Consider the following 25,571-nt stretch of genomic DNA (forward strand, 5'->3'; position numbering starts at 1 on the left):
TCCTGGAGATGCGCGGCATCACCAAGACCTTCCCGGGGGTCAAGGCGCTCTCGGGCGTCACTCTCGAGGTCGAGCGCGGTGAGATCCACGCGATCTGCGGGGAAAACGGTGCCGGCAAGTCCACCCTGATGAAGGTGCTCTCGGGCGTCTACCCGCATGGCTCGTACGACGGCACGATCGTCTTCGAGGGCGAGGAGGTCGCGTTCCGAAGCCTCGGCGACAGCGAAGCCAAGGGCATCGTCATCATCCACCAGGAACTCGCCCTGAGCCCGCATCTGTCGATCGCGGAGAACATCTTCCTCAACAACGAGCAGCGCGGCGCCCTCGGCCTGATCGACTGGAACCGCACGAACTTCCAGGCCGCCGAGCTGCTGGCTCGGGTCGGTCTGCGCGACAATCCCCGCACCCCCATCAAGCAGATCGGTGTCGGCAAACAGCAACTCGTCGAGATCGCGAAGGCGCTCTCGAAAGAGGTGAAGCTCCTGATCCTCGACGAGCCCACCGCCGCCCTCAACGACGAGGACTCGGACCATCTGCTCGACCTGATCCTCCAGCTCAAGGAGCAGGGGATCACGTCGATCATCATCAGTCACAAGCTCAACGAGATCAAGAAGATCTCCGACACCGTGACCGTCATCCGTGACGGGAAGACCATCGAAACCATCGCCCGCGACGACGTCACCGAGGACCGCATCATCAAGGACATGGTCGGCCGCGATCTCGAGCATCGCTATCCCGACCATGACCCGCAGATCGGCGAGGAGTTGCTGCGCGTCGAGAACTGGACGGCCCATCACCCGCAGGACCCCTCGCGGGTCGTCGTGGACAACGTCTCGCTGACCGTCCGCGCCGGCGAGATCGTCGGAATCGCGGGCCTCATGGGCGCCGGACGCACCGAGTTCGCAATGAGCCTGTTCGGCCACAGCTATGGGAGCAAGATCAGCGGCAAAGTCTTCATGCGGGGCCGCGAGATCAAGACCCGAACCGTCGCCGAAGCCATCGAGAACGGGCTGGCATACGCAACCGAGGATCGTAAGACCTATGGCCTCAACCTCATCGAGGACATCAAGCGCAACATCTCGATGGCATCGCTGAACAAGCTCGAGCGTCTCGGGCTGGTCAACGACAACAAAGAGTACGCCGTGGCCAACGAGTATCGGCGCGACCTCAACATCAAGGCCCCGAACGTTCTCGTCAAGACGGGCAAGCTCTCCGGTGGCAATCAGCAGAAGGTCGTGCTGTCGAAGTGGATCTACTCCGACCCCGACGTGCTGATCCTCGACGAACCGACCCGGGGTATCGACGTCGGCGCGAAGTACGAGATCTACACGATCATCAACAAGCTCGCCGCAGCGGGCAAGGGGATCATCGTCATCTCGTCCGAACTTCCCGAGCTGCTCGGCATCTCCGATCGTGTCTACGCGATCTCGGAGGGACGCATCACGGGAGAGCTTCCCGTCGAGGAGGCCACGCCGGAGTCGGTCCTCAAACTCATGACCATGGAGAAGGCCCGCTGACGGGCCCCGCAGGAGAACACACCATGTCCAACGACACCCCGAACACCGAGTCCACGGCCGCGGGCGCGCTCATCAACCCGCCCGACAACAGATTCACCCGCTGGTTCAGCAACATCCTCGCTGACCTGGGCAAGAACGGTATCTTCATCGCTCTGATCGCGGTGGTGGTCTTCTTCACCATCACCACGGATGGCATCCTGTTGCGCCCGCAGAACATCTCCAACCTGATCGTCCAGAACGGGTACATCCTCGTCCTCGCGATCGGCATGGTGATGGTCATCATCGCCGGCCACATCGACCTGTCGGTGGGCTCGGTGGCGGCATTCATCGGTGCGGTCTCGGGCGTCTTCGCCGTCCAGTGGGGTCTGCCGTGGTGGCTTGCCATCACGTTGTCGCTGATGATCGGTGCGCTCGTGGGAGCCTGGCAAGGATTCTGGGTCGCCTTCGTCGGCATCCCCGCCTTCATCGTGACGCTCGCGGGCATGCTCATCTTCCGTGGACTGGCGCTGGTCGTGCTCGGCAACGCCAACATCGGCTCCTTCCCCGAGGAATACCGCGCACTCGGCAACGGCTTCGTCACCGGCGTCTTCGGCGAGGGCACGCCCGACCTGTTCACGCTGCTCGTGGGAGCCGCCGCGATCGTGCTCCTCGTCTTGAACCAGGTGCGCTCGCGGGCTGCCCGGCTCAAGTACGGCCAGGACGTCGACCCGATCGTCTGGTTCGTCGTCAAGCTGCTGCTGGTGTCGGCGGCGATCGTCTTCTTCATGTTCTCGCTGGCCTCGTACAAGGGCATCCCGGTGACGCTCATCATCCTGGCGGTGCTCGTGCTCTTCTACGGCACGATCATGAACCGGTCGGTCTTCGGTCGCCACGTGTACGCCATCGGCGGCAACCGTCACGCCGCGGAGCTGTCGGGGATCAAGACCCGGCGCGTGGACTTCCTGCTGTTCGTGAACATGGGCTTCCTCGCAGCCCTCGCCGGCCTCATCTTCACCGCGCGCCTGAACCTGGCCGGTCCCAAGGCCGGTGACGGGTTCGAACTCGAAGCGATCTCGGCGGCCTTCATCGGCGGCGCCGCCGTCCAGGGCGGCGTCGGAACGATCGGTGGCGCCATCATCGGTGGCCTCATCATCGGCGTCCTCAACAACGGCATGTCGATCATGGGTATCGGGATCGAATGGCAGCAGGCGGTCAAGGGGCTCGTGCTGCTGTTGGCTGTCGCCTTCGACGTCTACAACAAGCGGCGCTCCGGAAACAGCTGAGTCCGTTCTCCCGCGAGACGCGTCGTCGCGGATTTCCCGGCCTAGGCTGGGGCGGTGATCATCCTTGCCGCCACGCCGATCGGGAATCTCGGCGACGCGTCTCGGCGTCTTGTGGAGGCGCTGGAGGCCGCGACGATCGTCGCCGCCGAGGACACTCGCACGACACAGCGGTTGTTCGCGGCGCTGGCGATCCAGAACCGTCCGCGTCTGATCGCGCTGCACGACCACAATGAGAAGACGCGCGCGGCCGAACTGGTCGAGCTGGCCCGGGACGACGACGTGCTGCTGTTGTCGGATGCCGGGATGCCGACGATCAGCGACCCCGGCTTCGGTGTGGTGGCTGCTGCGAGCGAAGCCGGTGTCACGGTGACGGTCCTCCCGGGGCCGAGCGCGGTGCTGGCGGCGCTCGCCGTCTCCGGGCTGCCGACGGATCGCTTCACGTTCGAGGGGTTCCTGCCGCGAAAGTCAGGTGACCGGCGCCGCCTCCTCGAGTCGCTTGCGAGCGAGCAGCGCACGATGGTGTTCTTCGATGCGCCCGGGCGTCTGGCCGTCTCGCTGTCCGACATGGCGCAGGCGTTCGGCGCCGAGCGTCGGGCAGTCGTGTGTCGGGAGCTCACCAAGCTCCACGAGGAGGTGCGCCGAGGAACCCTCACCGACCTTGCGGCATGGGCAGCCGAGGGTGTGAGGGGGGAGATCGTCATCGTCGTCGGGGGAGCCGGTAGCGCCCAGATGGCGTTCGAGGATGCGGTTGACTACGTCTCGGACCTGCTTGCCCAGGGCAAGTGGCTCAAGGATGCGTGTGCTGACGTCGCGACGGCATCCGGGTACTCGTCACGCGAGCTGTACAACGCGAGTCTGGAACGATCCGCCGGTCGCGGGTGACGCTCCCGCGGTCCTTGTCACACGCCGCGAGGTGAGGTCTGCCCGAACTAGACTTCTCGGGTGAGTTCCGGCAGTTCCTTCTACATCACGACGCCGATCTACTACCCGAGCGATGTTCCGCACATCGGCCACGGGTACACGACGGTCGCCGTCGACACGCTCGCGCGTTGGCACCGGCAGTCCGGTGACGACACCTGGATGCTGACGGGCACCGACGAGCACGGACAGAAGATGCTGCGCGCGGCAGCAGCCAACGGTGCGACCCCGCAGGAGTGGGTCGACCGGCTTGTCGGCGAGTCGTGGTTCCCGCTGCTTCGGACCCTGGATGTCGCCAACGACGACTTCATCCGCACGACGCAGGCCCGCCACGAGGAGCGCGTGACGCAGTTCGTGCAGGCGATCTACGACAACGGCTACATCTACGCGGGCGAGTTCGAGGCGCTGTACTGCGTCGGGTGCGAGGAGTTCAAGACCGAGGCCGAGATCATGGACGGCACCGGGGCGTTCGAGGGCCTCAAGGTCTGCGCGATCCACTCGAAGCCACTGGAGCTGTTGCAGGAGAAGAACTATTTCTTCAAGCTCAGCGAGTTCCAGGACCGTCTGCTCGAGCTCTACAAGAGCGTCCCCGACTTCGTGCGGCCCGAGTCGGCGCGCAACGAGGTCGCCTCGTTCGTGCGCAGCGGACTGAAGGACCTGTCGATCTCGCGGTCGACGTTCGACTGGGGCATCAAGGTGCCGTGGGATCCCTCGCACGTCATCTATGTGTGGGTCGACGCGCTCCTGAACTACGCGACAGCGGTCGGCTACGGATCCGATCCCGAGCAGTTCGCGCGCCGCTGGCCGGCCTATCACGTCGTGGGGAAAGACATCCTCCGCTTCCACGCGGTGATCTGGCCCGCGATGCTCATGGCTGCCGGCGTCGAGGTGCCGCGCGGCGTCTTCGCCCACGGCTGGCTGCTGGTGGGCGGCGAGAAGATGTCGAAGTCCAAGCTCACCGGCATCGCGCCGACCGAGATCACCGATGTCTTCGGCTCCGACGCGTACCGCTTCTACTTCCTGTCGGCGATCGCGTTCGGCCAGGACGGGTCGTTCTCGTGGGAGGACCTCTCCGCTCGCTACCAGGCCGAACTCGCGAACGGATTCGGCAATCTGGCCTCGCGCACGGTCGCGATGATCGAGCGGTATTTCGAGGGCATCGTCCCGCCGCCGGCGGAGTACACGGATGCGGATCTCGGCATCCAGCGGACCGTTGCGGATGCTGCGGCGAACGCGGACGCCGCGATCGAGCGCTTCCGTATCGACGAGGCGATCACGGCGATCTGGACCATCGTCGACGAGCTCAACGGCTACATCACCGAGAACGAGCCCTGGACACTTGCGAAGGACGATGCGAAGCGTGAACGGCTCGGGACGGTGCTCTACACCGCTGCGGAGGGACTGCGCGCTCTCGCGCAGCTGCTCTCGCCGGTGATGCCGATCTCGACCGAGAAGCTGTGGATCGCCCTCGGCGCGGCCGAGACCCTGGGCCGTCTGCAGGACCAGCCGCTGCGCGAGGCAGGAACCTGGGGTCGGCTGCGTCCCGGAACGTCCGTCAACGGCCTGGCCCCTCTGTTCCCCCGCGTCGAGCAGCCGGCGTGAGCGACGATCGAGGCGTTTCGACTCGCTTCGCTCGCTCAACGACCGGGGCGAGGGTCGTTCGTTGAGCGACGAGCGCAGCGAGGAGACGAAACGACATGACAGAAGACCCGAGCGCCTACGTGCGGGAACGGTCGGCCTCCGGCCGGCGGGATCTGACCTATCCTGACCCGCCCGAACGGCTGGACGTGGCAGTGTACGACAACCACTGCCATCTCGAGATCGTGGACGGCGATGATCCGCTCTCCCTCGACGAACAGCTCGCCCGCGCGGAAGCTGTCGGCATCGCCGGCGTCGTGCAGGCATCCGGTGACGTGGAGTCCTCGCGCTGGGCGGTGTGGGCCGCCGAGCACGACCCCCGGGTGCTCGCCGCCGTGGCCATCCATCCGAACGAAGCCCCCGCCTACGCGGAGGCAGGGCGTCTCGATGAGGCCATCGCAGTGATCGACGAACTCGCCGCCCACCCGCGGGTGCGCGCAATCGGCGAGACGGGGCTCGACTTCTTCCGCACGGATGCCGAGGGCCTGCCCGCGCAATACCGCTCCTTCGAGGCGCACATCGCCCTGGCCAAGAAGCACGGTGTCGCGATGCAGATCCACGACCGCGACGCCCACGACGAGGTGTTCAGCGTGCTCGATCGTGAAGGTGCGCCCGACAGGACCGTGTTCCACTGCTTCTCGGGCGACGCCGACATGGCCCGCACGGCCGCCGACCTCGGGTACTACCTCTCGTTCGCGGGCAACATCACCTTCAAGAACGCGCAGAACCTTCGCGACGCGCTCGCGGTGACGCCGCGGGATCGGATCCTCGTCGAGACGGATGCGCCCTTCCTCACGCCGGTTCCCCACCGTGGGCGCCCCAACGCTCCCTACCTCGTACCGATCACGGTGCGGTTCATGGCCGCACACCTGGGGATCCCCGTGGCGGATCTCAGCGCCCAGATCGCAGCCAACACTCGCGAGGTCTACGGCGCCTTCGCGTAGGGCAGCGCCGCGGGGGTGGCAAGCGTCGTCGAGCCGCCGACGATGCTCCAGGGCAGCACGACCGGGGGTGCTGTGCCCTCCTCGTCGTCCACCGCGTTGCTCTCGATCGTGGTGACCAACTGCGGCAGCAGCAGGCGGGGCGCGGCCTCGGGATGCACACACACGTGTGTGACACCCAGCCGGGCGTTGATGTCGCAGTCGTGCAGACAGAGCGCGACAAGCTGCAGATCGCGGGGCAAGACGATCCCGAGTTCGGACAGCTCGACGAACAGCGTCGGACCCTCCTGCGCGTAGGAGAACACGGCATCCGCTCCCTGGCGCAGCAGCTCGCGCACGCTCCCGGCAAGCTCGCGGCGATCGGGCTCCAGGTACACGATGGCGGTGTCCTGACGCCGCTGGGCGCACCACGTCCGATAGACGGCCTCGCCGATCTCTCGTCGTCGCACGCCGGGACCTTCGGTCAGCAGCCCGACGCGCGCCGCGCCTCCCGCGGCCAGCAGGTCGAGGGCGGCGCGAGTCGCCTCCTCGTATCCGGTCCGAATCCACAGTCCGACGCTGCGGGGCAGAGGCAGGTCGTTCGTGATGAGGGGGATGTGCGCGGCAGCGGCGAGGCTCATGACGGCGTCGCTCTCGCGCGCGTCGGGAGCGTACACGGCATCCACCCGCGCGCTGCGCAGCAGTTCCGGATGTGAGGTGGGAAGAACCGTCACGGTGAACCCGTGCGCGGCTGCCGCTTCGCACAGGGCTGTGAGCTGACGCATGGCGTACTGGGCCTGCGCTGCCTCGCGCTCGGACGCGGGCGGTGCGCTGGCGACATACCCGATCGACATCGTGCGCCCCCGGCGCAGGGCTGCCGCATAGCGATCCGGGGTGTAGCCGAGCGTCGCCGCGACCTCGAGGATCCGTCGACGCGTCTCGGGCCGCAGCGCGCCGCGATCGTTGAGTGCCTGGCTGACGGCTGCCGTCGACACCCCCGCTGCTGCGGCGACGTCCTTGAGGGTGGGGCGCAGGCGCGCGACGGGCGGGGAGGCGTCGTCGCGGTGCCGAGGCATGGTCCCTCCCGGGGGTCAGGCGCAGTCTGCAGTGGGCGCGGCCTGAAGGTCGCGGGCGGGATCGGGGAAGACGGTGGCGATCGCCTGGACCCACCGGTCGCCCTCGCCGGACGCGGCTAGTGTATGGCCGCGCGCGACCAGGTGATGCATGACCACGCCCGCGAAGTGACGCAGAGCCCGCTCGGTATCCTGCGGCGGTGCACTGTCGCGGGCGGGGAGTCGGGAGATTTCGGCATCCAGCAGGCGCTGAACCCACCCTCGTGCCGCGAGGACCGCGGGTGCGACATCATGCACGCGGCGCACGCTCGCGTGTCGGGCTGCGGCAGCGCTGACGATCGCGCGGGCATCCGCGAGCGACGCGATCTCGTCGATCGGGGCGTGGATCCGGATCGTGTCCAGATCCAGGAGTTCCACACCGGGAAGCTGCTGCACATCGGGCGCGACGTTGCGGGGCATCCCGAGATCGATGATCAGGACGTGTGAGTTCGGCGTTGCCGTCTGCTTCCGTGCCGCCGCCAGCTTCTGCGCGTCGAGAGCCTCCCGCGTCGTGCACGTGACGATGACCTCTGCCCGTGCGAGCTCGGCCGCGGGTGTGTCGGGGTCGACGGCGACCAGCCCATGCCGGGCGGCGAAACTCGCGGCCCGACCGGATCCCGACAGGACGCGGATGTCGCCGGCGCCGCGCGCCCGTAGCGCCGCGAGCGCTGCGGCGGCATAGCGCCCCGTGCCGACCAACAGGACCCGGACGCCGGTCCAATCCACGATGCGTGAGGACGCGAGCTCGAGGGCGAGGCGCACCAGCGAACGGCCGGACTCGCCCAGCCGGGTGGAGTTCTTGACCGCTCGTGATGTCTCGCTGGCGCGGTCGAACAGGTGCTCGAGCGATCGGGTCGTCATCCCCGCCGATCGGGCGTCATCGTAGGCGCGACGCACTTGCCCCGCGATCTCGTCTTCGCCCACGACAACCGACTCCAGGCCCGAGGCGACGGCGAAGAGGTGGTGGGCGACGCGGTTGCCCACGGTGATGTCGATCGACTCGTGCAATTGGCGAAAGCCGATCCCCGACGCGCGGGAGATCTCGGTCAGTGCCGCGTCGACCGCGGACTCGGGCGACGGCTCATCGTCCAGGTCGACGTCGAGGTACGCCTCGAATCGGTTGCAGGTTGCGAGCACGACCGCGCCGCCGATCGCGTCGTGGGCCAGGGGAACGCCCGCGCGCAGTTCGTCGCCGACGGATGCGAGACGCTCGAGCGCGTCGAACGGTGTTGCCCGATGATTCGCCGAAAGGCAGACCAGCACTCGCTCTCCTCTTCCCGTGCGTCTCGTCGGTCGTGACGAGGAGTTAGTATATCGATTAACTCCGGCCGGTGAAGGATCCATGCAACTGACTGATCAGCATCCGCTCGTTGCGCATGCGACCCGCGACTCTCGTCTCATCCGCGCGAGCCTCGGCGAGCGACCCGACCTCACCCCGGTGTGGTTTATGCGTCAGGCCGGCCGCTCGCTGCCGGAGTACCGGGCGCTTCGTGCGACGCAGTCGATGCTCGACGCGTGCCGCGATCCGGCCCTGGTCAGCGAGATCACGCTGCAGCCGGTGCGGCGGCACGGGGTGGATGCCGCGATCTTCTTCAGCGACATCGTCGTGCCGCTCGTGCTCGCAGGGCTCGATGTCCAGATCGAGGCGGGCCGCGGACCCGTGTTCGCGGAGCCGGTGCGCACCGCCAGAGATGTCGCGCGCGTCACGGCGATCGATCCAGAACTCGTCCGCGAGCGGGCTGAGCCGATCGCTGACGCCGTGACCCGAACCACTCTGCTGTTGGCCGACGAGAGCGCGACTCGTGGCGAGCCGATTCCCCTCATCGGGTTCGCCGGCGCCCCGTTCACCCTCGCCGCGTACCTCGTCGAAGGCGGCCCCTCCAAGGATCACCTCCGAGCCCGCCGCCTTATCCACGAGGACCCCGCCGCCTGGGAGGCCCTCACTGGCTGGCTCGCAGCAGTCAGCGGCGTGTTCCTCCAGGTCCAGGTGGCGGCCGGTGCCAGCAGCGTCCAGTTGTTCGACTCGTGGGCGGGGTCGCTGGCGCCCGCGGTCTACCGATCGGCCGCGTTGCCGGCCTCGCGCGCCGCTCTCGAGTACGTCCGCGCCCTCCGGCTCCCGACCGGGGCGGGTATGTCCCACGTCCCGCTGGCGCACTTCGGTGTCGGCACGGGCGACCTGCTCGCCGATATCGCGACGCTCGATCTCGACGTCGTCGGGATCGACCACCGTGTCAGCCTGGACGAGGCCGTTGCGCGACTTGCCACCGCTGTCACGGTGCAGGGGAACCTCGATCCTGCCCTGCTGTTCGCACCACCACACGTCCTGGACGCGGCGCTGGACCGGATCCTGGCCGAGGGCCGGGCTGCCCGTGCGCACATCGTCAACCTCGGCCACGGCGTACCGCCCGAGACGGATCCGGATGTCCTGACCCGGCTTGTGCGCCGCGTCCATGAGCGACCGGATGCCGCGTGAGCAGCGTGGGGACACACTCGTCGTCCGATCCCGACGTGTGCATTGTCGGCGGCGGCATCGCCGGTCTCGTGTTGGCCGTGGAAGCCGGTGCCGCGGGGCTTCGCACGGTCCTGCTCGAGGCGGGAGAGCGCGTCGGCGGAATGCTGGCGCCCGTCTCGGTCGGCGACGGGCTGCTCGTCGACGGTGGCGCGGAGTCCTTCGCAACCCGCGCGGACGTCGTTGCGCGCCTGATCGAACGCTGGTCTCTGCCCGTGGAGATCGTTGCCCCGGACCCGGCGGGGGCGTGGCTTGTCGTCCCCGACGACTCCGGCGCCGGGGTGCGCCGGGCCCCGCTGCCGCGGCACAGCATCCTCGGGATCCCCGCGGACCCGGAATCCGACGATGTCGTGGCGCTCGTCGATCCGGTCCGCGAGAGGCTGCAGCCGCTGCCCGCATCCGAGCCGTCCCTGCACGAGCTCGTCGCGTCGCGCCTGGGCGAGGCGCTCGCGACCACGATCGTCGACACCGTCTGTCGCGGTGTCTATTCCGCGCCCGCCTCGCGCCTGCGGCTCTCACGCGTCCACCCGCAGCTGTGGGCGAGGGTGCAGCAGACCGGCTCCCTGACAGCGGCGGTGTCCGATCTCACGACCACCGGCGAGCGTCCGGGAAGCGCGGTCGCCGGCATCCGTGGGGGACTGTGGCGCCTTGCCGACGCGCTCGCCGCCCGCGCGGAGGCTGCGGGAGTGGCCATCCGAACGGACACCCGCGTGACGCACCTCGACAGTGGCCCCGACGGGGTCGACGTGCGTACGAACCGCGGAGGCGTGCGCGCGCGATCGCTCGTGCTGGCCACCGGCCGCGCCGAGATCGACCGGCTCCTGGGTCGTCCGGACGGTGCGGCGGGCTCCCCCGTTCTCCTCGCGATCGCCCGGATTCACGCGCCCGCCCTCGACGGGCACCCGATCGGCACCGGTGCGCTGGTGGCCGAGACCGTTGCGGGGCAGGTCAAGGCCCTCACCCACGCGAGTGCCAAGTGGGAGTGGCTGCGAGACGAGCTGACTCCTCATGAGCACGTGGTGAGGCTGTCAGCCCGGGATGCCGAGACGGCCCGGTTCGACGCGGAGAGCATCAGCGAAGCGGTGACGCGGATCACTGGCGTCGCCGTGCGGCCATCGGCGATCCGAGAGCTCCGGGTCTGCCGCTGGGATGCTCAGTCCGCGTCGGTCTCGTCAGGTGCCGCGCCGCCCCCGCCTCCGGGCATCCACCTCGCCGGCGCCGCCGTGGCCGGGACGGGGCTTGCCGCGGTCATTCCGCACGCCCAGGCCCTGGCCGCGGACCTCCTGGTCCATCCCCCGACATCTTCGAACCCACGACCGATTCGATAGGAGCATCCGTGACCGCTTCCGATCCCCGACCCAGCTACACGCTGTTCGCCGTGCTCGCCGTTCCTCGCCTGCAGCGCCGCGACGTCTCCGAGCTCGCGGCAGCCGTGGATGCCCTCCCCGCGACGGGCGTGACGCTGCGCGGTCTCTACGACGTCACCGGCATGCGGGGCGATGCTGACCTCATGGTGTGGCTGCACGGCGAAGATCCGGCGGCTCTTCAGGCGGGTCTGCGACAGCTGCGACGTACCGAACCGCTGTGGGATGCCACACCGGTGTGGAGTGCGATGGGCGTACACCGCGAGGCCGAGTTCAACAAGCGCCACATCCCCGGATATCTGCGCGGCGAGAGCCCGCGGGCCTGGCTCTGCCTGTACCCGTTCGTCCGCAGCTACGAGTGGTACCTCCTGCCCGAGCAAGAGCGTTCGGCGATGCTCGCTGAGCACGGTCGCAAGGGCAGTGCCTTCCAGGATGTCGTCGCCAACACCGTGTCGACCTTCGCGCTCAGCGACTACGAGTGGCTGCTGCCTCTCGAGAGTGACAACCTGATCAGCCTGGTGGACATGATGCGGGACCTGCGTGCGACGGATGCGCGCCGGCACGTCCGTGAGGAGGTGCCCTTCTACACCGGGCGTCGGGTCGAGATCGAGGAGCTCGTCGAGGTGCTGTCGTGACGGAGAGCACGTTCCGACCCAAGCCGCCCCGCGCGACCGGAGCCTATTGTGCGCCCGGCGCGTCGGTGTGCGGCGCGACGCCGGCCGCGGCGAGCGGTCCCGCCCACGTCGAGGAGCCTGTCGCGTACGACGCGCTGCTGTTGCTCGGGTTCGGCGGACCCGAAGGCCAGGAGGATGTCATCCCGTTCCTGCGCAACGTGACCGCCGGTCGCGGCATCCCTGACGAGCGCCTCGAAGAGGTCGCCCACCACTACCGCCACTTCGGTGGTGTCTCACCGATCAACGCGCAGAACCGGGCGCTCGTGGCGGCTCTGGAGGCCGAACTCGCGCGCCGCGACATCGATCTGCCGGTGTACTGGGGCAACCGCAACTGGATGCCGTACGTGGCCGATGCGGTGCAGCAGTTGCACGCCGACGGACATCGCCGCGTTCTCGCGCTGGCGACCAGCGCGTACAGCTCGTATTCATCGTGCCGCCAGTACCGCGAGGATCTCGCGGATGCCCTCGAGGCGACGGGGCTGGGTGAGCAGCTCCAGATCGACAAGGTCGGCCAGTTCTTCGATCACCCCGGGTTCGTGGATTCCTTCGTCGACGGGATCCGCGACGGACTCGGCCACCTGCGCGCACAGGGGATAGAGGACGCCTCCGACATCGAGATTCTGTTCTCCACCCACTCCATCCCCGTCGCCGACGCCGACCGCTCCGGCCCCCGGGACCGTGACTTCGGAGAGGGCGGCGCGTACGCCGCGCAGCACACCGCCGTCGCCGAGGAGATCGTGCGCCGACTCGGCATCGACAGTTCGTGGCAGCTGGTCTATCAGAGCCGGTCGGGACCGCCCTCGGTGCCGTGGCTCGAACCCGACGTCAACGATGCGATCCGCGAGCTGCCCGCGAAGGGCCGACGGGCCGTGCTCATCGTGCCCCTCGGGTTCTTGAGCGACCACATGGAGGTCATGTGGGATCTCGACACCGAAGCGGTCGAGACTGCGCGCGAGGTCGGGCTCGTCCCCGTCCGCACGGCGACGCCGGGGATCTCGCCGATCTACGTCGCCGGACTGGTCGATCTGGTCCGCGAGCGCCTCGAGGGGACACCGGCCTTCGAGCGCGTGCGCGCGACCTCCCTCGGCCCCTGGTTCGACGTGTGCCGCCCCGGATGCTGCGAGAATGCCCGCCTCGGCTTCCGGCCTGCGCTCGCGGGGCTGCAGCCGTGACGGCGTCGGTACGGTTGGGAACCCGCGGCAGCACCCTCGCGATGACCCAGTCCGGCACGGTGGCGCGCATGCTGACCGCCGCCACGGGGACGCCCGTCGAGCTCGTGCCCGTCACGACCCACGGTGACACGGCGACCGGGTCCCTGGTCTCGCTCGGTGGCACCGGTGTGTTCGCCACCGCGCTGCGCGAGGCGCTGCTGGCGGGGGAGTGCGACATCGTCGTCCATTCGCTCAAGGACCTGCCGAACGCGCCCTACCCCGCGATCACCCTGATCGCCGTTCCGGGGCGAGAGAGCGCTCGCGACGCGCTGTGCACGCGGGAAGCGGTCGGGCTCGACGCGCTCGCACCGGGAGCGCGCGTGGGAACGGGTTCGCCCCGCCGCGCCGCGCAGGTCCTCAGCCGACGTCCCGACCTCGTCGTGGCCGACATACGCGGGAACGTCGATACGCGGCTGCGCAAGGTCGCGGAGGGCGAGTACGACGCGATCGTGCTGGCCGAGGCCGGTCTTCGGCGGATCTCCCGGGACGCCGAGATCCGTGAGGCCTTCGACCTCGACCAGTGGCCGACCTCGGCCGGCCAGGGAGCCCTTGCCGTGGAGATGCGCACGGCCGATGTCGGCACGGATCTCGGCGCTCAGCTGCGCTCCCTGAACGACCCGCGCGCAGAACTGACCGCGCTGGTCGAACGAGCAGTCCTCGCCGAACTCGAGGCCGGGTGCGCGGCGCCCGTCGGCATCTCCGCTCGGGAAGACGGTGACACGCTTGCCCTGATCGCACAGGTGTACCGGAGCGACGGGGGGCGTAGCATCCGTGTCGAGCAGACGGTGCCGGTGGCGCTCGTTTCCGAGCCGGCGGGCCGCAAGGGCATCGCCGCACGCGTGGTCGCCGAGTTGCGCGCGCGCGGTGTCGACGATCTGGATGCCGAGAATCGCGCGATCACCGATCCCGAGTCCGCGGGAGACGCCCACACGCCGACGGAGGGCGGGATGCCGTCGTGAGCACAGACACCGCCCCCGGGCCATTGGCGGGGCGGCGCGTGCTCGTTCCTCGCGGTGGGGCATGGGGTGAGCGCGTGGCCCGCCTGCTGCGTGAACGGGGAGCTGCGCCCGTGATCGCGCCGCTGATCCAGACCCGCGAGCCGCGGGACGTGGCGGCGCGAGACCGGGTCTTCGCCGCTCTCGCGGACGGCGCCTACGACTGGGTGTTCCTCACGAGCGCGGCCAGCGTCGAACAACTCGTCGCCGCCGGCGTGAAGGTGCCCGCCGGAACGCATATCGCTGCGGTCGGCCGGGCGACGGCGCGCGCCGTAACCGAGGCCGGATACGACGTGGACTTCGTGCCGGCGGGGCGCTCGTCGGCCTCGACGATGATCCGCCAGTGGTGCGCGCTCCACGATCCCGACCGGGTGGGCCGCTGTCTCGTGCTGCGCTCGGATCTTGCGATGGCCGTCGTCAGCGACGAACTCGAGGTGCGCGGATACGACCTCGAGGTGTGCATCGCCTACCGCACCGTCGGTGTCGACCTGGCCCCTGACGTGCTGCATGCGGTGCGCGTGGGCGACATCGACACGGTCCTTGTGACCTCCACGAGCGTCGCCCGCGAACTCGCCGAGCAGGTCGGCGCGCTCCCCGCGGGTACCGTGCTTGCCTCACTCGGCCCCGGAACAACGCGGGATGCCGAGCGTCGTGGACTGCCGGTCACCGTGACCGCCCCCGATCAGAGCATCGAGTCCCTCATCCATGCCCTTCCGCCGACGTGATCCCTGCCGTCGAACCGACCACGGAGTTGCCTTCATGAGCACGTTCCCCACCCACCGCCCGCGCCGACTGCGGCAGAGTCCCGCGATGCGCCGGCTCGTCGCGGAGCACACGCTGTCCGCATCCGCTCTCGTGCTTCCGGTCTTCGTGACCGAGCGCGACGAGCCCCAGCAGATCGCGTCGATACCCGGGGTGCGGCAGGAGACGCTTGCGACGCTCCCCGCCGTGGTGCAGGCCGCCGCGGATGCCGGGATCGGCGGCATCATGCTGTTCGGCGTCCCGCTGCACCGGGATGCCGTCGGATCCGGTGCAACAAGACCCGACGGCATCCTCAACCGTGCGATCCGGGTCGCCGCCGACGCGTCAGCCGGACGGCTCACCGTCCAGGCCGACCTATGCCTGGACGAGTTCACCGACCACGGGCACTGCGGCGTGCTCGACGGCCGGGGCGCTGTCGACAATGACGCGACGCTCGAACGGTACGCGGCGATGGCCATCGCGCAGGCCGATGCGGGCGCCCAGATCCTCGGACTGTCGGGCATGATGGACGGCCAGGTCGCTGCCGTCCGCGGCGCACTGGATGCTGCAGGTCGCACGGACGTCGTTCTTCTGGCCTACTCGGCGAAGTACGCATCCGCCTTCTACGGGCCTTTCCGCGACGCGGTCGAGTCGACGCTCGTCGGCGACCGGACGACGTATCAGCTCGATCCCGCGAACGCCCGCGAGGGCGTCCTGGAAGCGGACCTCGACATCCGAGAGGGCGCAGACATCGTCATGGTCAAACCCGCGGGTCCCTATCTCGACGTCCTCGCCGCGGTCGCGCAGCGCTCGCCGGTCCCCGTCTGGGCCTACCAGGTCTCGGGGGAGTACGCCATGATCGAGGCCGCTGCCGCCGCCGGAGCGATCGATCGGGACCGCGCGATCATGGAGTCGGTGCTCGGCATCCGTCGCGCGGGAGCCGCCGCGATCCTCACCTACTGGGCCCTCGAGATCGCCGCACGTCTGCGAGAGGGCGCACGCGCTCTCGGAACGGAGGTTCAGGCATGAGCGAGACCGCGATGTCCTCGAACAACGAGGCGCTGTTCGCCCGTGCCCGTCACGCCATGCCCGGCGGCGTGAACTCCCCGGTACGCGCCTTCGGGTCCGTCGGGGGAACCCCGCGGTTCTTCGTCAGCGCGCGCGGCCCGATGGTCACGGATGCCGACGGTCGCGAGTACGTGGATCTCGTCGCCAGCTGGGGGCCTGCCATTCTCGGCCATGCTCACCCGGCCGTCGTCGAGGCCGTGCAGGCAGCGGCAGCCCGAGGACTCTCGTTCGGTGCCAGCACCCCCGCAGAAACCGACCTCGCGGAGCTGATCGCAGCCCGCGTGGGGGCGGTGGAGCGTGTGCGGCTGGTCTCGACCGGGACCGAGGCGACGATGACGGCGGTTCGCCTGGCACGCGGGTACACCGGGCGTGACCTCGTCGTGAAGTTCTCGGGTCACTACCATGGTCACTCCGACGGGCTTCTCGCGCAGGCAGGTTCGGGGCTGGCGACTCTCGCGCTGCCCGGGTCCGCGGGTGTTCCTGCCTCGATCGCCGCGCACACCGTGGTGATTCCCTACAACGATCCGGGCGCGCTGGCCGAGGTGTTCGCGCAGCACCCGGGGCAGATCGCGGCTGTCATCACCGAGGCTGCTGCGGCGAACATGGGTGTCGTTTCTCCGCATCCGGGGTTCAACGCCCTGCTCGCGCAGACCTGCCGTGAGCAGGGCGCGTTGCTGATCGTCGACGAGGTCCTCACGGGCTTTCGCGTGGGACCAGCGGGATTCTGGGGTCTGCAGGATGCCGCGGGGGAGCGCTACACACCCGACCTGTTCACCTTCGGCAAGGTCGTCGGTGGAGGCCTTCCGGTCGCTGCCGTCGCTGGCCGCGCAGACGTCATGGACCTGCTCGCGCCGCTTGGCCCCGTCTATCAGGCCGGGACGCTCTCGGGGAACCCCGTCGCGGTCGCTGCGGGCCTGGAGACGCTGCGCCGCGCGGATGCCGAGGTCTATGCCAGGCTCGACCGTGCGTCAGCCCAGCTGTCCGCAGCGGTTTCCGACGCCCTCACGGGGGCCGGTGTTGCGCACGTGATCCAGCGCGCGGGCAACCTCTTCAGCGTCTTCTGGGGCCAGGAGGTTGCGGGCGGCGTCGACGACTACGAGACCGCGGTGCGGCAGGAGACCTTCCGGTACCGCGCGTTCTTCCACGCGATGCTCGAGGCGGGGGTGTCGCTGCCCCCATCCGCGTTCGAGGCGTGGTTCCTCACCGCCGCGCACGACGATACTGCGCTGGAGCGGATCGCGGCGGCCCTTCCCGCCGCGGCGCGCGCCGCCGCATCCGCCCGCGCCTGACCCCGCGCCTGACCCCGCACACCAGTCCTGCCTCTTCCGCGAAGCAGCCCGTTCCCGCCGAACCAGCCCGCAATGCGGGCTGTCTGAACGAAAACGGGCTGCTTCGCGGTGTGGCGTCGGGCCGGGGTGGTCAGGCCTTGGCCTTGGCCTTCGGGCGGGTGAAGAGCGTCTCGGTCTGTTCGAGCTCCATGCCCTTGGTCTCGGGAATGCGCAGCCAGACGAAGAAGAACGACAGCGCGGCGAACGTGGCATACATCCCGTACGTCAGCGGGAGCGACCACGTCGACATCACCGGGAAGGTCATGGTGATGAGGAAGTTCGCGATCCACTGCGCTCCGGCCGCGACACCGAGGGCCTTGCCGCGGATGCGGCTCGGGAAGATCTCGCCCAGAAGCACCCACACCAGCGGTCCCCACGAGGCGCCGAATCCGATGACGAAGAGGTTTGCCGCGACCAAAGCGATGGGGCCCCACGCGCCGTCGAGGTGAACGTCTTTACCGGTACCGGTGGCGAACGAGAAGGCCAGTGCCATCGTGCCGAGTGACAGTGCCATGAGCACGGAACCCGTCAAGAGGATGGGCTTTCGGCCGACCCGGTCGACCAGGAAGATCGCGATCAATGTGACGAGCACGTTCGTGACGCTGGTGAAGACGCTGATCAGTGGCGCGTTGGTCATGCCGACCGAGTTCCACAGGCTCGTCGAGTAGTAGAAGATCACGTTGATGCCGACGAACTGTTGGAACACCGACAGGATGATGCCGATCCAGACGATCGGCTGCAGACCCAGCGCCCTGCCCCGGATCGACACCCCGGCGTTCTTCTTGTCGGTCTCGATCGCCGTGATGAGCTCGTTCATCGTCTTGTCGAGATCGACGGGCGGGACCAGGCGGGCGAAGATCGCACGGGCCTCATCGTTGCGCCCCTTGCTGATCAGGTAGCGCGGTGACTCCGGCACCGTGAACGACAGGATGCCGTACACCGCCGCGGGAACCACCGCCACCAGGAACATCCAGCGCCACGCCTCCAGGCCGAGCCAGAGCACGTTGTCGGCACCGCCGGCGATGCCTTCGAGCAGAGCATCCGACAGGAGCGCCGCGAAGATACCGATCGTGATCGCGAGTTGCTGCAGGGAGGCGAGCCCGCCGCGGATCTGCCGGGGTGCCACTTCGGCGATGTAGGCGGGGGCGACCACCGAGGCGATGCCGATGCCGATGCCGCCGACGATGCGCCACAGACCGAGGTCCCACACCGAGAAGGCGAGGCCGGTACCGATCGCGCTGACGAAGAACATCACCGCGCCGAGGAACATGACCTTCAGGCGGCCCCATCTGTCCGCGAGGTTGCCCGCGGTGAGCGCGCCGACGGCGCACCCCAGCAGGGCGACGGCGACGATGAAGCCGGTCACGAAGTCGTTCAGGGCGAAATCGGCCTGGATCGACTCGACGGCGCCATTGACCACCGACGAGTCGAAGCCGAACAGGAATCCACCGACGGCAGCGGCGATGGACAGGCCGATGGCGCGGCGGCCATAGGTGCTGTTGAGGGAGAACGTCCCCGTGGGGAGCGCGTCAGAAGAGGATGTCACGCGACTCACCGTACTCCCGCGATGGCGTCGCGTGACGGATTCGCTCGGTCGGGTTTCGCGACGTCGTTGCGCCGGCCAACTACAGTGAACGCATGCCCGTCACCCTCCTGGGCGCCGCGGAAGTGCGGGCGCTGGCTGCCGACCTCGGCGTGACCCCGACCAAGAAGCTCGGACAGAACTTTGTCGTCGACGCCAACACGGTGCGCAAGATCGTGCACCTCGCCGGCGTGCAGGCCGGCGAGCACGTCGTGGAAGTCGGCCCGGGCCTTGGCTCCCTGACTCTGGCGATCCTCGAGACCGGAGCCGAGGTGACGGCCGTCGAAATCGACCACAGGCTCGCAGAGCGGCTTCCTGCCACGGCATCCGCTCATGGGGTTCCCCAGGGCGCGCTGCGGGTCATCGACGAGGACGCGCTTCGGGTGGTACAGCTTCCGGGTGAGCCCGAGGTGCTCGTGGCCAACCTGCCCTACAACGTCTCCGTGCCGGTGCTCCTGCACTTCCTCGAAACGTTCCGTTCGATCGTTCGGGGTGTCGTGATGGTGCAGGCGGAGGTGGGTGAGCGGTTGGCGGCCCTACCCGGGTCCAAGGTGTACGGAGCGCCGAGCGCGAAAGCAGCGTGGTGGGGCACGTGGCGACTGGCAGGGACTGTGTCGCGCCAGGTGTTCTGGCCGGTTCCGAACGTCGACAGCGTCCTCGTCGGCTTCCAGCGGACCGACCCGCTCGGGTCGGAGACCGAGCGCGCGCTCACCTTCCGCATCATCGACGCGGCCTTTCAGCAACGGCGCAAGATGCTGCGCCAGGCGCTCGCTGGCGTTCTCGGCGGGTCGGCTGCCCAGGCATCCGCCGCGCTGGAGCGAGCCGGGATCGCCCCGACGGCGCGGGGGGAGGAGTTGACGGCTGCGGAGTTCCTTCGCATCGCCAGAGCACACTCCCCGGAGCCGCGCTAGCCTCGAAGCATGACCGACGAGCAGCGATTCTCGCGCAGCCGATACGACCTTCATCGACCCTATTCGGCATCCGAGAGCCGCTACGGCGCCACAGAGTACCGGCAAGTCGGCACCTCGGGGCTCTACCTCCCTCCGGTCTCGCTCGGGCTCTGGTGGAACTTCGGCGACAACATCCCGTTCGACAACCAGCGCGCGCTGCTGCGACACGCGTTCGACTCCGGGATCACCCACTTCGATCTCGCGAACAACTACGGGCCGCCCTATGGCTCGGCCGAGACGAACTTCGGCCGGATGATGCGGGAGGACTTCGGACGGTACCGGGATGAGCTGATCATCTCGTCCAAGGCCGGGTACGACATGTGGCCCGGTCCCTACGGTGATTACGCGTCGCGCAAGTACATCCTCGCGAGCGCGGAGCAGTCCCTGCAGCGGATGGGCCTCGAGTACGTCGACATCTTCTACTCGCACCGGATGGATCCGGTCACCCCGGTCGAGGAGACCATCGGCGCCCTGGACACCCTCGTCCGCCAGGGCAAGGCCCTGTACGTGGGGATCTCCTCGTACTCGGCGGAGCAGACGGCCGTCGCCGTCGCCGTGGCCCGCAGCCTCGGCACCCCGCTCGTGATCCACCAGCCGTCGTACTCGATGCTCAACCGCTGGGTCGAAGACGGCCTGACCGGTGTGCTGCGTCAGGAGGGACTCGGCGCGATCGCCTTCACGCCTCTCGCGCAGGGCCTGCTCACCGACAAGTATCTCCACGGCGGCGCGGCCGATCGCGCACAGAACCGCAACTCGGTTCCCGCGGACAGGGTGTCCGACCGGGGTCGCACGATTCTGGCGGGTCTGAACGAGATCGCGCGTCAGCGCGGCCAGAGCCTTGCCCAGATGGCGATCCAGTGGGTGTTGCGTGACCCGGTGGTCACCTCCGCCCTCATCGGCGCCTCGCGCCCGGCCCAACTCGACGAGAACCTCGCCGCGCTCGAGGGTCCCGCGTTCGACACCGAGGAGATCGAGCAGATCGACACTCTCACCGACGGCATCGACCTGTCGCCGTCGGGTCTGATCTGGGCGGATGCCTCGGCATCGTGACCGCACCGCTTCGCTCCGACGGCGTCCGGGTGCGGGCGCCGGGAAAGCTCAACGTCTTCTTCGAAGTCGGTCCGCTCTTGGACGACGGCTACCATGCCGTCGCATCCGCCTACCAGGCGGTCTCGCTGTTCGAAGACGTCTGGGCGGTGGCAGCCGACGACTTCCGGCTCGACGTGACCGGATCCGTGGACGTGTCAGCAGTCCCGGTCGACGATCGAAACCTCGCGCTGCGGGCTGCCCGTATCCTCGCTCAGCACACGGGGTTCGACGGCGGCGTTCACCTCACGGTCGACAAACACGTTCCGGTCGCGGGGGGAATGGGCGGTGGCTCTGCGGACGCTGCGGCCGTGCTGGTCGCCTGTGACGCGCTGTGGGGCACGGAGGTCGGCTCTGCGGAGTTGCACCGGCTCGCCGCTCGCCTGGGCGCCGATGTCCCTTTCGCTTTGATGGGCGGAACGGCCGTGGGACTCGGGCGTGGCGACCGGCTGAGTCCGGCGCTGGCCACCGGCCGTTTCGAGTGGGTCATCGTCCTTTCGAACGGGGGCCTGTCGACTCCTGCCGTGTACCGGGAGCTCGACCGGCTCCGCTCCGGCGCGGCGATGAGCGGCCACCCGTCCACCGGGGCCATCCGGCTGTCCGGGCGTACGGGGAGGAGCCAGGATGACGCCGATCCGCTGGTCGCTCCCGGTGTGCTGCACGCCCTTCGTGCCGGCGATGCGCACGCCCTGGCGGGCCACCTGCACAACGACCTCCAGGAGGCGGCGCTCTCGCTCCGGCCCGATCTGCGCGGAGTGCTCGATCTCGGCGATCGTTCGGGCGCGCTGGCCGGGCTCGTGTCGGGGTCGGGTCCGACCGTCGCGTTCTTGTCGGAGGATCTCGAGTCCGCCCTGGAACTGCAGGTGACGCTCTCGGCTGCAGGCTATACGGCTCTCCACGTCCACGGTCCCGTGCCCGGCGCGCGGCTGATCTGATGCGCCGTGTGCGCAGTCGCCGACGCTGACGGCCTCTGCGTCGGTCATAACCGCCCGCAGTGTCCCCGGCCTCCGGTAGCGTGATTCGAAGCCGCATCGGCCGTCCCCGACGAACGGAGAACCATGAAGGCTGTCATCGACAATGTCGTCATCGCGGAAGCGTCTCGCGATGAGCTCGTCTCGATCGAGGGGAACTGGTACTTTCCGCCGAGCAGCATCGTTGACGGTGCGCTCGTCGAGAGCCCCACTCCCTACACCTGCCCGTGGAAGGGCGTGTGCCAGTACTACGACATCGTCGCGGACGGCGTCACGCACTCGGACGGGGCATGGGCATACCCGACTCCCTACCCGAGCGCGTTCGAGCGCGTGGGTACCGACTTCTCGGGCTACGTCGCCTTCGGGAAGGACGTGTCGGTCATCGACTGACCCGGTGCGCCGTGATCATCTTCGACGACGTCACGAAACAGTTTCCCGACGGAACCCGGGCCGTCGACGGGTTCAGTCTCACGCTGCCCGCGCACAAGACGACGGTCTTCGTCGGTTCGTCAGGATGCGGCAAGACGACTCTGTTGCGCATGATCAACCGGATGGTGGAGCCGTCGGCCGGTGCCGTGACGATCGACGGCGAGGACATCGCCGACGCTGACCCCGTGAAGCTTCGCCGTGGCATCGGGTACGTCATGCAGAACTCCGGGCTTCTGCCGCACTACACCGTGATCGACAACATCGCCACGGTGCCGGTGCTGCAGGGCGTCTCGCGTGCTGCGGCACGCGCACGAGGCCTCGAGCTCATGGACACCGTGGGGCTTGACCGATCCTTCGCCAAGCGCTATCCCAGCCAGCTCTCGGGCGGTCAACAGCAGCGTGTCGGGGTGGCGCGAGGGCTGGCGGCAGACCCCAACATCCTGCTGATGGATGAGCCCTTCGGCGCGGTGGACCCGATCGTGCGCGCGGAACTTCAGCAGGAACTGCTGCGTCTGCAGGACGAGGTCGACAAGACGATCGTCTTCGTCACGCACGACATCGATGAGGCCTTCCTGCTCGGAGACCAGGTCGTCATCCTCGAGAAGGGCGCGCACATCGCGCAGGTCGGTTCTCCCAGCGAGATCCTCGAGAACCCGGCATCCGAGTTCGTCGCCTCGTTCGTGGGAGTCGACCACGGCAAACGGTCGCTGCACCTGAAGAAGACCGCGACCGGCACGGCGGTGATCGATGGCACGGGCCGGACCCAGGGCATGCTCGACGAGCCCGTGCAGCCTCCCGGAGGCGAGGCGGACGGCGGAGTGGCTCGGCTAGCGGGGGGCAGCTCGCCGTGAGTTGGATCCTCGACAACCTCGGGCTGATCGCTCAACTCTCGGTGGAGCATCTGCGTCAGTGCGTCATTGCGATCGTGCTGGGGTTCGTCCTGTCGATTCCGCTGGGTTACCTCGCGTGGCGCTTCGGGCTGCTGCGGGGCTGGGTGATCACGGTCACGGGGATGCTGTACACCATCCCGTCGCTTGCCCTCCTGATCCTTCTCCCGACCGTGTTCGGGTACAGCGCACTCAGCGACGCGAACCTCATCATCGCGCTCACCCTCTATGCGATCGCGATCCTCGTGCGCTCGGTCGTCGATGGCCTCGACTCGGTCGACGAGGGCGTGCGCGGGGCATCGACGGCGATGGGCTTCTCCGGGGCGGGCCGGTTCTTCCGGGTCGAACTCCCGCTGGCCGGACCCGTCATCCTCGCCGGACTTCGCGTGACCTCCGTCAGCACGATCTCGCTGGCCACCGTCGGCATCCTCGTCGGCGTCACGAATCTCGGCTACCTGTTCACGAACGGTCTGCAGCGGCGCATCATCCCTGAGGTGCTCGCGGGGATCATCGCTGTGGTCATCCTCGCGCTCCTGATCGACCTCGTCCTCGTCGTCGCGGGACGGATGCTCATGCCGTGGACTCGCCGGAGCCGCATCCAGTCGCGCGCTGCCGCGCCGGCGGTGTCGGTAGGAGCGAGCGCATGAATCTCATCATCGATGCGTGGCTCTGGATCGTTGCGCCAGAGCAGTGGACCGGCCCCTACAGTCTCCCGATCCTCTTCGTCCAGCAGCTGGGCTACACCTTCGCCTCGGTCGGCATCGCGACGCTCATCGCCGTCCCTCTCGGGTGGGCGATCGGACACACCGGGAAGGGTAGGGAGATCGCAGTGGCGATCTCGGGCGCGGCGCGAGCGATTCCCTCGTTCGGTCTCCTCATCCTTCTCGTTCTGGTTCTGGGCGTCACGCGCCGCCCTGAGGCGGCGATCATCACGTTCGTCCTGCTGGCGATCCCTTCCCTCTTGGCGGGCGCATATACCGGCATCCAGGCGATCGACCGCGCGACGATCGATGCGGCCCGTGCCGTCGGGATGACCCGCTGGCAGGTGCTGTGGCGTGTCGAGGTCCCCCTCGGCCTGCCGCTTCTGATGGGGGGGTTTCGCACCGCCACCCTCCAGGTCGTCGCGACCGTGACGATCGCCGCTTACGTGAACCTCGGCGGCCTGGGCTGGCCGATCATTCAGGGCATCCCGCTGGGCCGATTCGACCAGGTCCTCGCCGGCGCGGTCCTGGTCGCCGCGCTCGCCCTGATTCTTGATGGGCTGCTGGCCCTCGCGCAGCGCGGCGTCGTGCCGCGCGGCGTGCGCCCGCCCCCGGTTCCACGCCGATCCCGCTCCCGCCGTGCCGACCTGTCCCTCGCCGCATCAAGCTGATCCACCACACCGATCCACCACACCGATCCGATCCCGCACACAGAGCCCGCACCACCAGAAAGAGAAAGAGGCACCATGACCACCACACGCACCCTCCGCGCCGCCGCGCTCGCCGGCGCCGCCGCGCTGCTGTTGGCCGGCTGCGCGTCGGGCAACCCGCTCGATGAGCCCACCGACGGCAGCGGCGACGCCGCGCCCGACACGATCGTCGTCGGTTCGCAGGCGTATTACTCCAACGAGATCATCGCCGAGATCTACGCACAGGCACTCGAGAACGCCGGTTTCGACGTCGAGCGTCAGTTCAACATCGGGCAGCGGGACGCCTACATTCCCGCGCTGGAGAGCGGCGAGGTCACGCTCTTCCCCGAGTACACCGGCAACCTTCTGCAGTACTTCGACCCTGAGACGACCGCTCGCACGGCTGACCAGGTCTACGCGGCATTGCCGGACGCCCTTCCCGAGGGTCTTGTCGTGCTCGATCAGTCCACCGCGACCGACCAGGACTCGTACACCGTGACCTCCGCCTTTGCCGATGAATACGGCCTGGTCTCGATCGCCGATCTGGCAGATGTGACGGTGCCGCTCACGCTCGGCGGCCCGCCCGAGCTCGCCGAGCGCCCCTACGGGCCGACCGGCCTCGCCGAGGTGTACGGCATCGACGTCGGATTCTCGGCGACCGGTGACACCACGTTCGAGGACCTCGAAGCGGGAACGATCAACCTCGCGAACATCTACACCGCCGACCCGCGCATCCAGACGGCGGGCCTGGTCGTGCTCGAGGACCCCGAGGGTCTCTTCCTCGCCTCGAACGTCGTCCCGGTCGTGAACGCGGACGTCGCCGACGAGATCGCCGACGTCATCAACGCCGTCAGTGCCGCCCTGACTCCCGAGGGCCTGGTGGCGCTGAACGTGCAGAGCACGGTCGATCAGATGTCGCCCGCCGATATCGCGTCGCAGTGGCTGCAGGAGAACGGCCTCGCCTGACGCCCCGACAACGCGCAGCGCCCTTCGTCAGAGGATCCGACGGAGGGCGCTGC

23 protein-coding genes and 1 pseudogene are annotated in these 25,571 nt (G+C 68.6%); 21 read left to right on the forward strand and 3 right to left on the reverse strand.

Annotation, left to right across the window (positions count from 1 at the left end):
- Window positions 1–2: 2 nt before the first annotated feature.
- The 5 genes from mmsA to AC3ENO_RS13435 all read left to right on the forward strand — a co-directional run bounded on the left by mmsA (window position 3) and on the right by AC3ENO_RS13435 (window position 6,279).
- Window positions 3–1,517: a multiple monosaccharide ABC transporter ATP-binding protein gene (gene mmsA, locus AC3ENO_RS13415; protein ID WP_434971104.1), complete on the forward strand. Its 1,515-nt coding sequence runs from the start codon at window positions 3–5 to the stop codon at window positions 1,515–1,517.
- Window positions 1,518–1,540: 23 nt separating this feature from the next.
- Window positions 1,541–2,779 carry a multiple monosaccharide ABC transporter permease gene (mmsB, locus tag AC3ENO_RS13420; protein ID WP_434971105.1) on the forward strand — a complete coding sequence of 413 codons (1,239 nt, stop codon included), beginning with the start codon at window positions 1,541–1,543 and terminating at the stop codon, window positions 2,777–2,779.
- 54 nt (window positions 2,780–2,833) lie between these two features.
- Entirely contained in the window at window positions 2,834–3,661 is an 828-nt protein-coding gene (gene rsmI, locus AC3ENO_RS13425) for a 16S rRNA (cytidine(1402)-2'-O)-methyltransferase (protein WP_434971106.1), read from the forward strand.
- Window positions 3,662–3,721: 60 nt separating this feature from the next.
- Window positions 3,722–5,299, forward strand: coding sequence for a methionine--tRNA ligase (gene metG / locus AC3ENO_RS13430; RefSeq protein WP_434971107.1), 1,578 nt, complete (start codon window positions 3,722–3,724; stop codon window positions 5,297–5,299).
- 95 nt (window positions 5,300–5,394) lie between these two features.
- Window positions 5,395–6,279: a TatD family hydrolase gene (locus tag AC3ENO_RS13435; protein WP_434971108.1), complete on the forward strand. Its 885-nt coding sequence runs from the start codon at window positions 5,395–5,397 to the stop codon at window positions 6,277–6,279.
- Here the strand turns inward: AC3ENO_RS13435 and AC3ENO_RS13440 are convergent.
- Window positions 6,261–7,331 (reverse strand): LacI family DNA-binding transcriptional regulator, encoded by a 1,071-nt coding sequence (locus AC3ENO_RS13440; protein WP_434971109.1) that lies wholly within the window; start codon window positions 7,329–7,331, stop codon window positions 6,261–6,263. The two genes, AC3ENO_RS13435 and AC3ENO_RS13440, sit on opposite strands and share 19 nt — an antisense overlap.
- Window positions 7,332–7,346: 15 nt before the next feature.
- Window positions 7,347–8,630 carry a glutamyl-tRNA reductase gene (locus AC3ENO_RS13445; RefSeq protein ID WP_434971110.1) on the reverse strand — a complete coding sequence of 428 codons (1,284 nt, stop codon included), beginning with the start codon at window positions 8,628–8,630 and terminating at the stop codon, window positions 7,347–7,349.
- A 79-nt stretch (window positions 8,631–8,709) separates the two neighbouring features.
- Here AC3ENO_RS13445 and hemE point away from each other — a divergent pair, with 79 nt between their 5' ends.
- The 8 genes from hemE to hemL are packed head-to-tail and all read left to right on the forward strand — an operon-like array spanning window position 8,710 to window position 17,218.
- A complete protein-coding gene (hemE, locus tag AC3ENO_RS13450; RefSeq protein ID WP_434971111.1) occupies window positions 8,710–9,840 on the forward strand; it encodes a uroporphyrinogen decarboxylase in 1,131 nt (376 codons plus the stop codon).
- Between the two features lie 35 nt (window positions 9,841–9,875).
- The gene (locus AC3ENO_RS13455) at window positions 9,876–11,204 is read left to right on the forward strand and encodes a protoporphyrinogen/coproporphyrinogen oxidase (RefSeq protein ID WP_434971112.1); all 1,329 of its coding nucleotides are present in this window, start codon (window positions 9,876–9,878) and stop codon (window positions 11,202–11,204) included.
- An 8-nt stretch (window positions 11,205–11,212) separates the two neighbouring features.
- A complete protein-coding gene (hemQ, locus tag AC3ENO_RS13460) occupies window positions 11,213–11,875 on the forward strand; it encodes a hydrogen peroxide-dependent heme synthase (RefSeq protein ID WP_434971113.1) in 663 nt (220 codons plus the stop codon).
- Window positions 11,872–13,086, forward strand: coding sequence for a ferrochelatase (locus AC3ENO_RS13465; protein WP_434971114.1), 1,215 nt, complete (start codon window positions 11,872–11,874; stop codon window positions 13,084–13,086). Before hemQ ends, AC3ENO_RS13465 begins: the two co-directional genes overlap by 4 nt.
- A complete protein-coding gene (gene hemC, locus AC3ENO_RS13470) occupies window positions 13,083–14,084 on the forward strand; it encodes a hydroxymethylbilane synthase (RefSeq protein WP_488185785.1) in 1,002 nt (333 codons plus the stop codon). Before AC3ENO_RS13465 ends, hemC begins: the two co-directional genes overlap by 4 nt.
- A complete protein-coding gene (locus tag AC3ENO_RS13475; protein WP_434971116.1) occupies window positions 14,081–14,845 on the forward strand; it encodes a uroporphyrinogen-III synthase in 765 nt (254 codons plus the stop codon). Before hemC ends, AC3ENO_RS13475 begins: the two co-directional genes overlap by 4 nt.
- A gap of 34 nt (window positions 14,846–14,879) precedes the next feature.
- Window positions 14,880–15,890, forward strand: coding sequence for a porphobilinogen synthase (gene hemB / locus AC3ENO_RS13480; RefSeq protein ID WP_434971117.1), 1,011 nt, complete (start codon window positions 14,880–14,882; stop codon window positions 15,888–15,890).
- Entirely contained in the window at window positions 15,887–17,218 is a 1,332-nt protein-coding gene (hemL, locus tag AC3ENO_RS13485; protein ID WP_434971118.1) for a glutamate-1-semialdehyde 2,1-aminomutase, read from the forward strand. Before hemB ends, hemL begins: the two co-directional genes overlap by 4 nt.
- Before the next feature lie 130 nt (window positions 17,219–17,348).
- Here the strand turns inward: hemL and AC3ENO_RS13490 are convergent, their stop codons facing one another.
- Complete coding sequence (locus AC3ENO_RS13490; RefSeq protein ID WP_434971119.1) at window positions 17,349–18,803, reverse strand: sugar porter family MFS transporter; 1,455 nt, start codon at window positions 18,801–18,803, stop codon at window positions 17,349–17,351.
- A 92-nt stretch (window positions 18,804–18,895) separates the two neighbouring features.
- Here AC3ENO_RS13490 and rsmA point away from each other — a divergent pair, with 92 nt between their 5' ends.
- The 8 genes and pseudogenes from rsmA (at window position 18,896) to AC3ENO_RS13530 (ending at window position 25,518) form a co-directional block, all read left to right on the forward strand.
- A complete protein-coding gene (rsmA, locus tag AC3ENO_RS13495) occupies window positions 18,896–19,750 on the forward strand; it encodes a 16S rRNA (adenine(1518)-N(6)/adenine(1519)-N(6))-dimethyltransferase RsmA (RefSeq protein ID WP_434971120.1) in 855 nt (284 codons plus the stop codon).
- 9 nt (window positions 19,751–19,759) lie between these two features.
- Window positions 19,760–20,839, forward strand: a complete 1,080-nt coding sequence (locus tag AC3ENO_RS13500; protein ID WP_434971121.1) for an aldo/keto reductase — start codon at window positions 19,760–19,762, stop codon at window positions 20,837–20,839.
- Window positions 20,833–21,810: a 4-(cytidine 5'-diphospho)-2-C-methyl-D-erythritol kinase gene (locus tag AC3ENO_RS13505; RefSeq protein WP_434971164.1), complete on the forward strand. Its 978-nt coding sequence runs from the start codon at window positions 20,833–20,835 to the stop codon at window positions 21,808–21,810. Before AC3ENO_RS13500 ends, AC3ENO_RS13505 begins: the two co-directional genes overlap by 7 nt.
- A 120-nt stretch (window positions 21,811–21,930) precedes the next feature.
- Window positions 21,931–22,236, forward strand: a pseudogene (locus AC3ENO_RS13510) (DUF427 domain-containing protein); the annotation flags it as partial.
- A gap of 11 nt (window positions 22,237–22,247) precedes the next feature.
- Entirely contained in the window at window positions 22,248–23,126 is an 879-nt protein-coding gene (locus tag AC3ENO_RS13515; protein ID WP_434971123.1) for an ABC transporter ATP-binding protein, read from the forward strand.
- A complete protein-coding gene (locus tag AC3ENO_RS13520; protein WP_434971124.1) occupies window positions 23,123–23,809 on the forward strand; it encodes an ABC transporter permease in 687 nt (228 codons plus the stop codon). Before AC3ENO_RS13515 ends, AC3ENO_RS13520 begins: the two co-directional genes overlap by 4 nt.
- Complete coding sequence (locus AC3ENO_RS13525; protein WP_434971125.1) at window positions 23,806–24,534, forward strand: ABC transporter permease; 729 nt, start codon at window positions 23,806–23,808, stop codon at window positions 24,532–24,534. The genes AC3ENO_RS13520 and AC3ENO_RS13525 overlap by 4 nt, the downstream gene beginning before the upstream one ends.
- A 75-nt stretch (window positions 24,535–24,609) precedes the next feature.
- Window positions 24,610–25,518 carry an ABC transporter substrate-binding protein gene (locus AC3ENO_RS13530; RefSeq protein WP_434971126.1) on the forward strand — a complete coding sequence of 303 codons (909 nt, stop codon included), beginning with the start codon at window positions 24,610–24,612 and terminating at the stop codon, window positions 25,516–25,518.
- Window positions 25,519–25,571 lie beyond the last annotated feature (53 nt).

It is taken from the genome of Microbacterium sp. bgisy207, assembly GCF_057706855.1.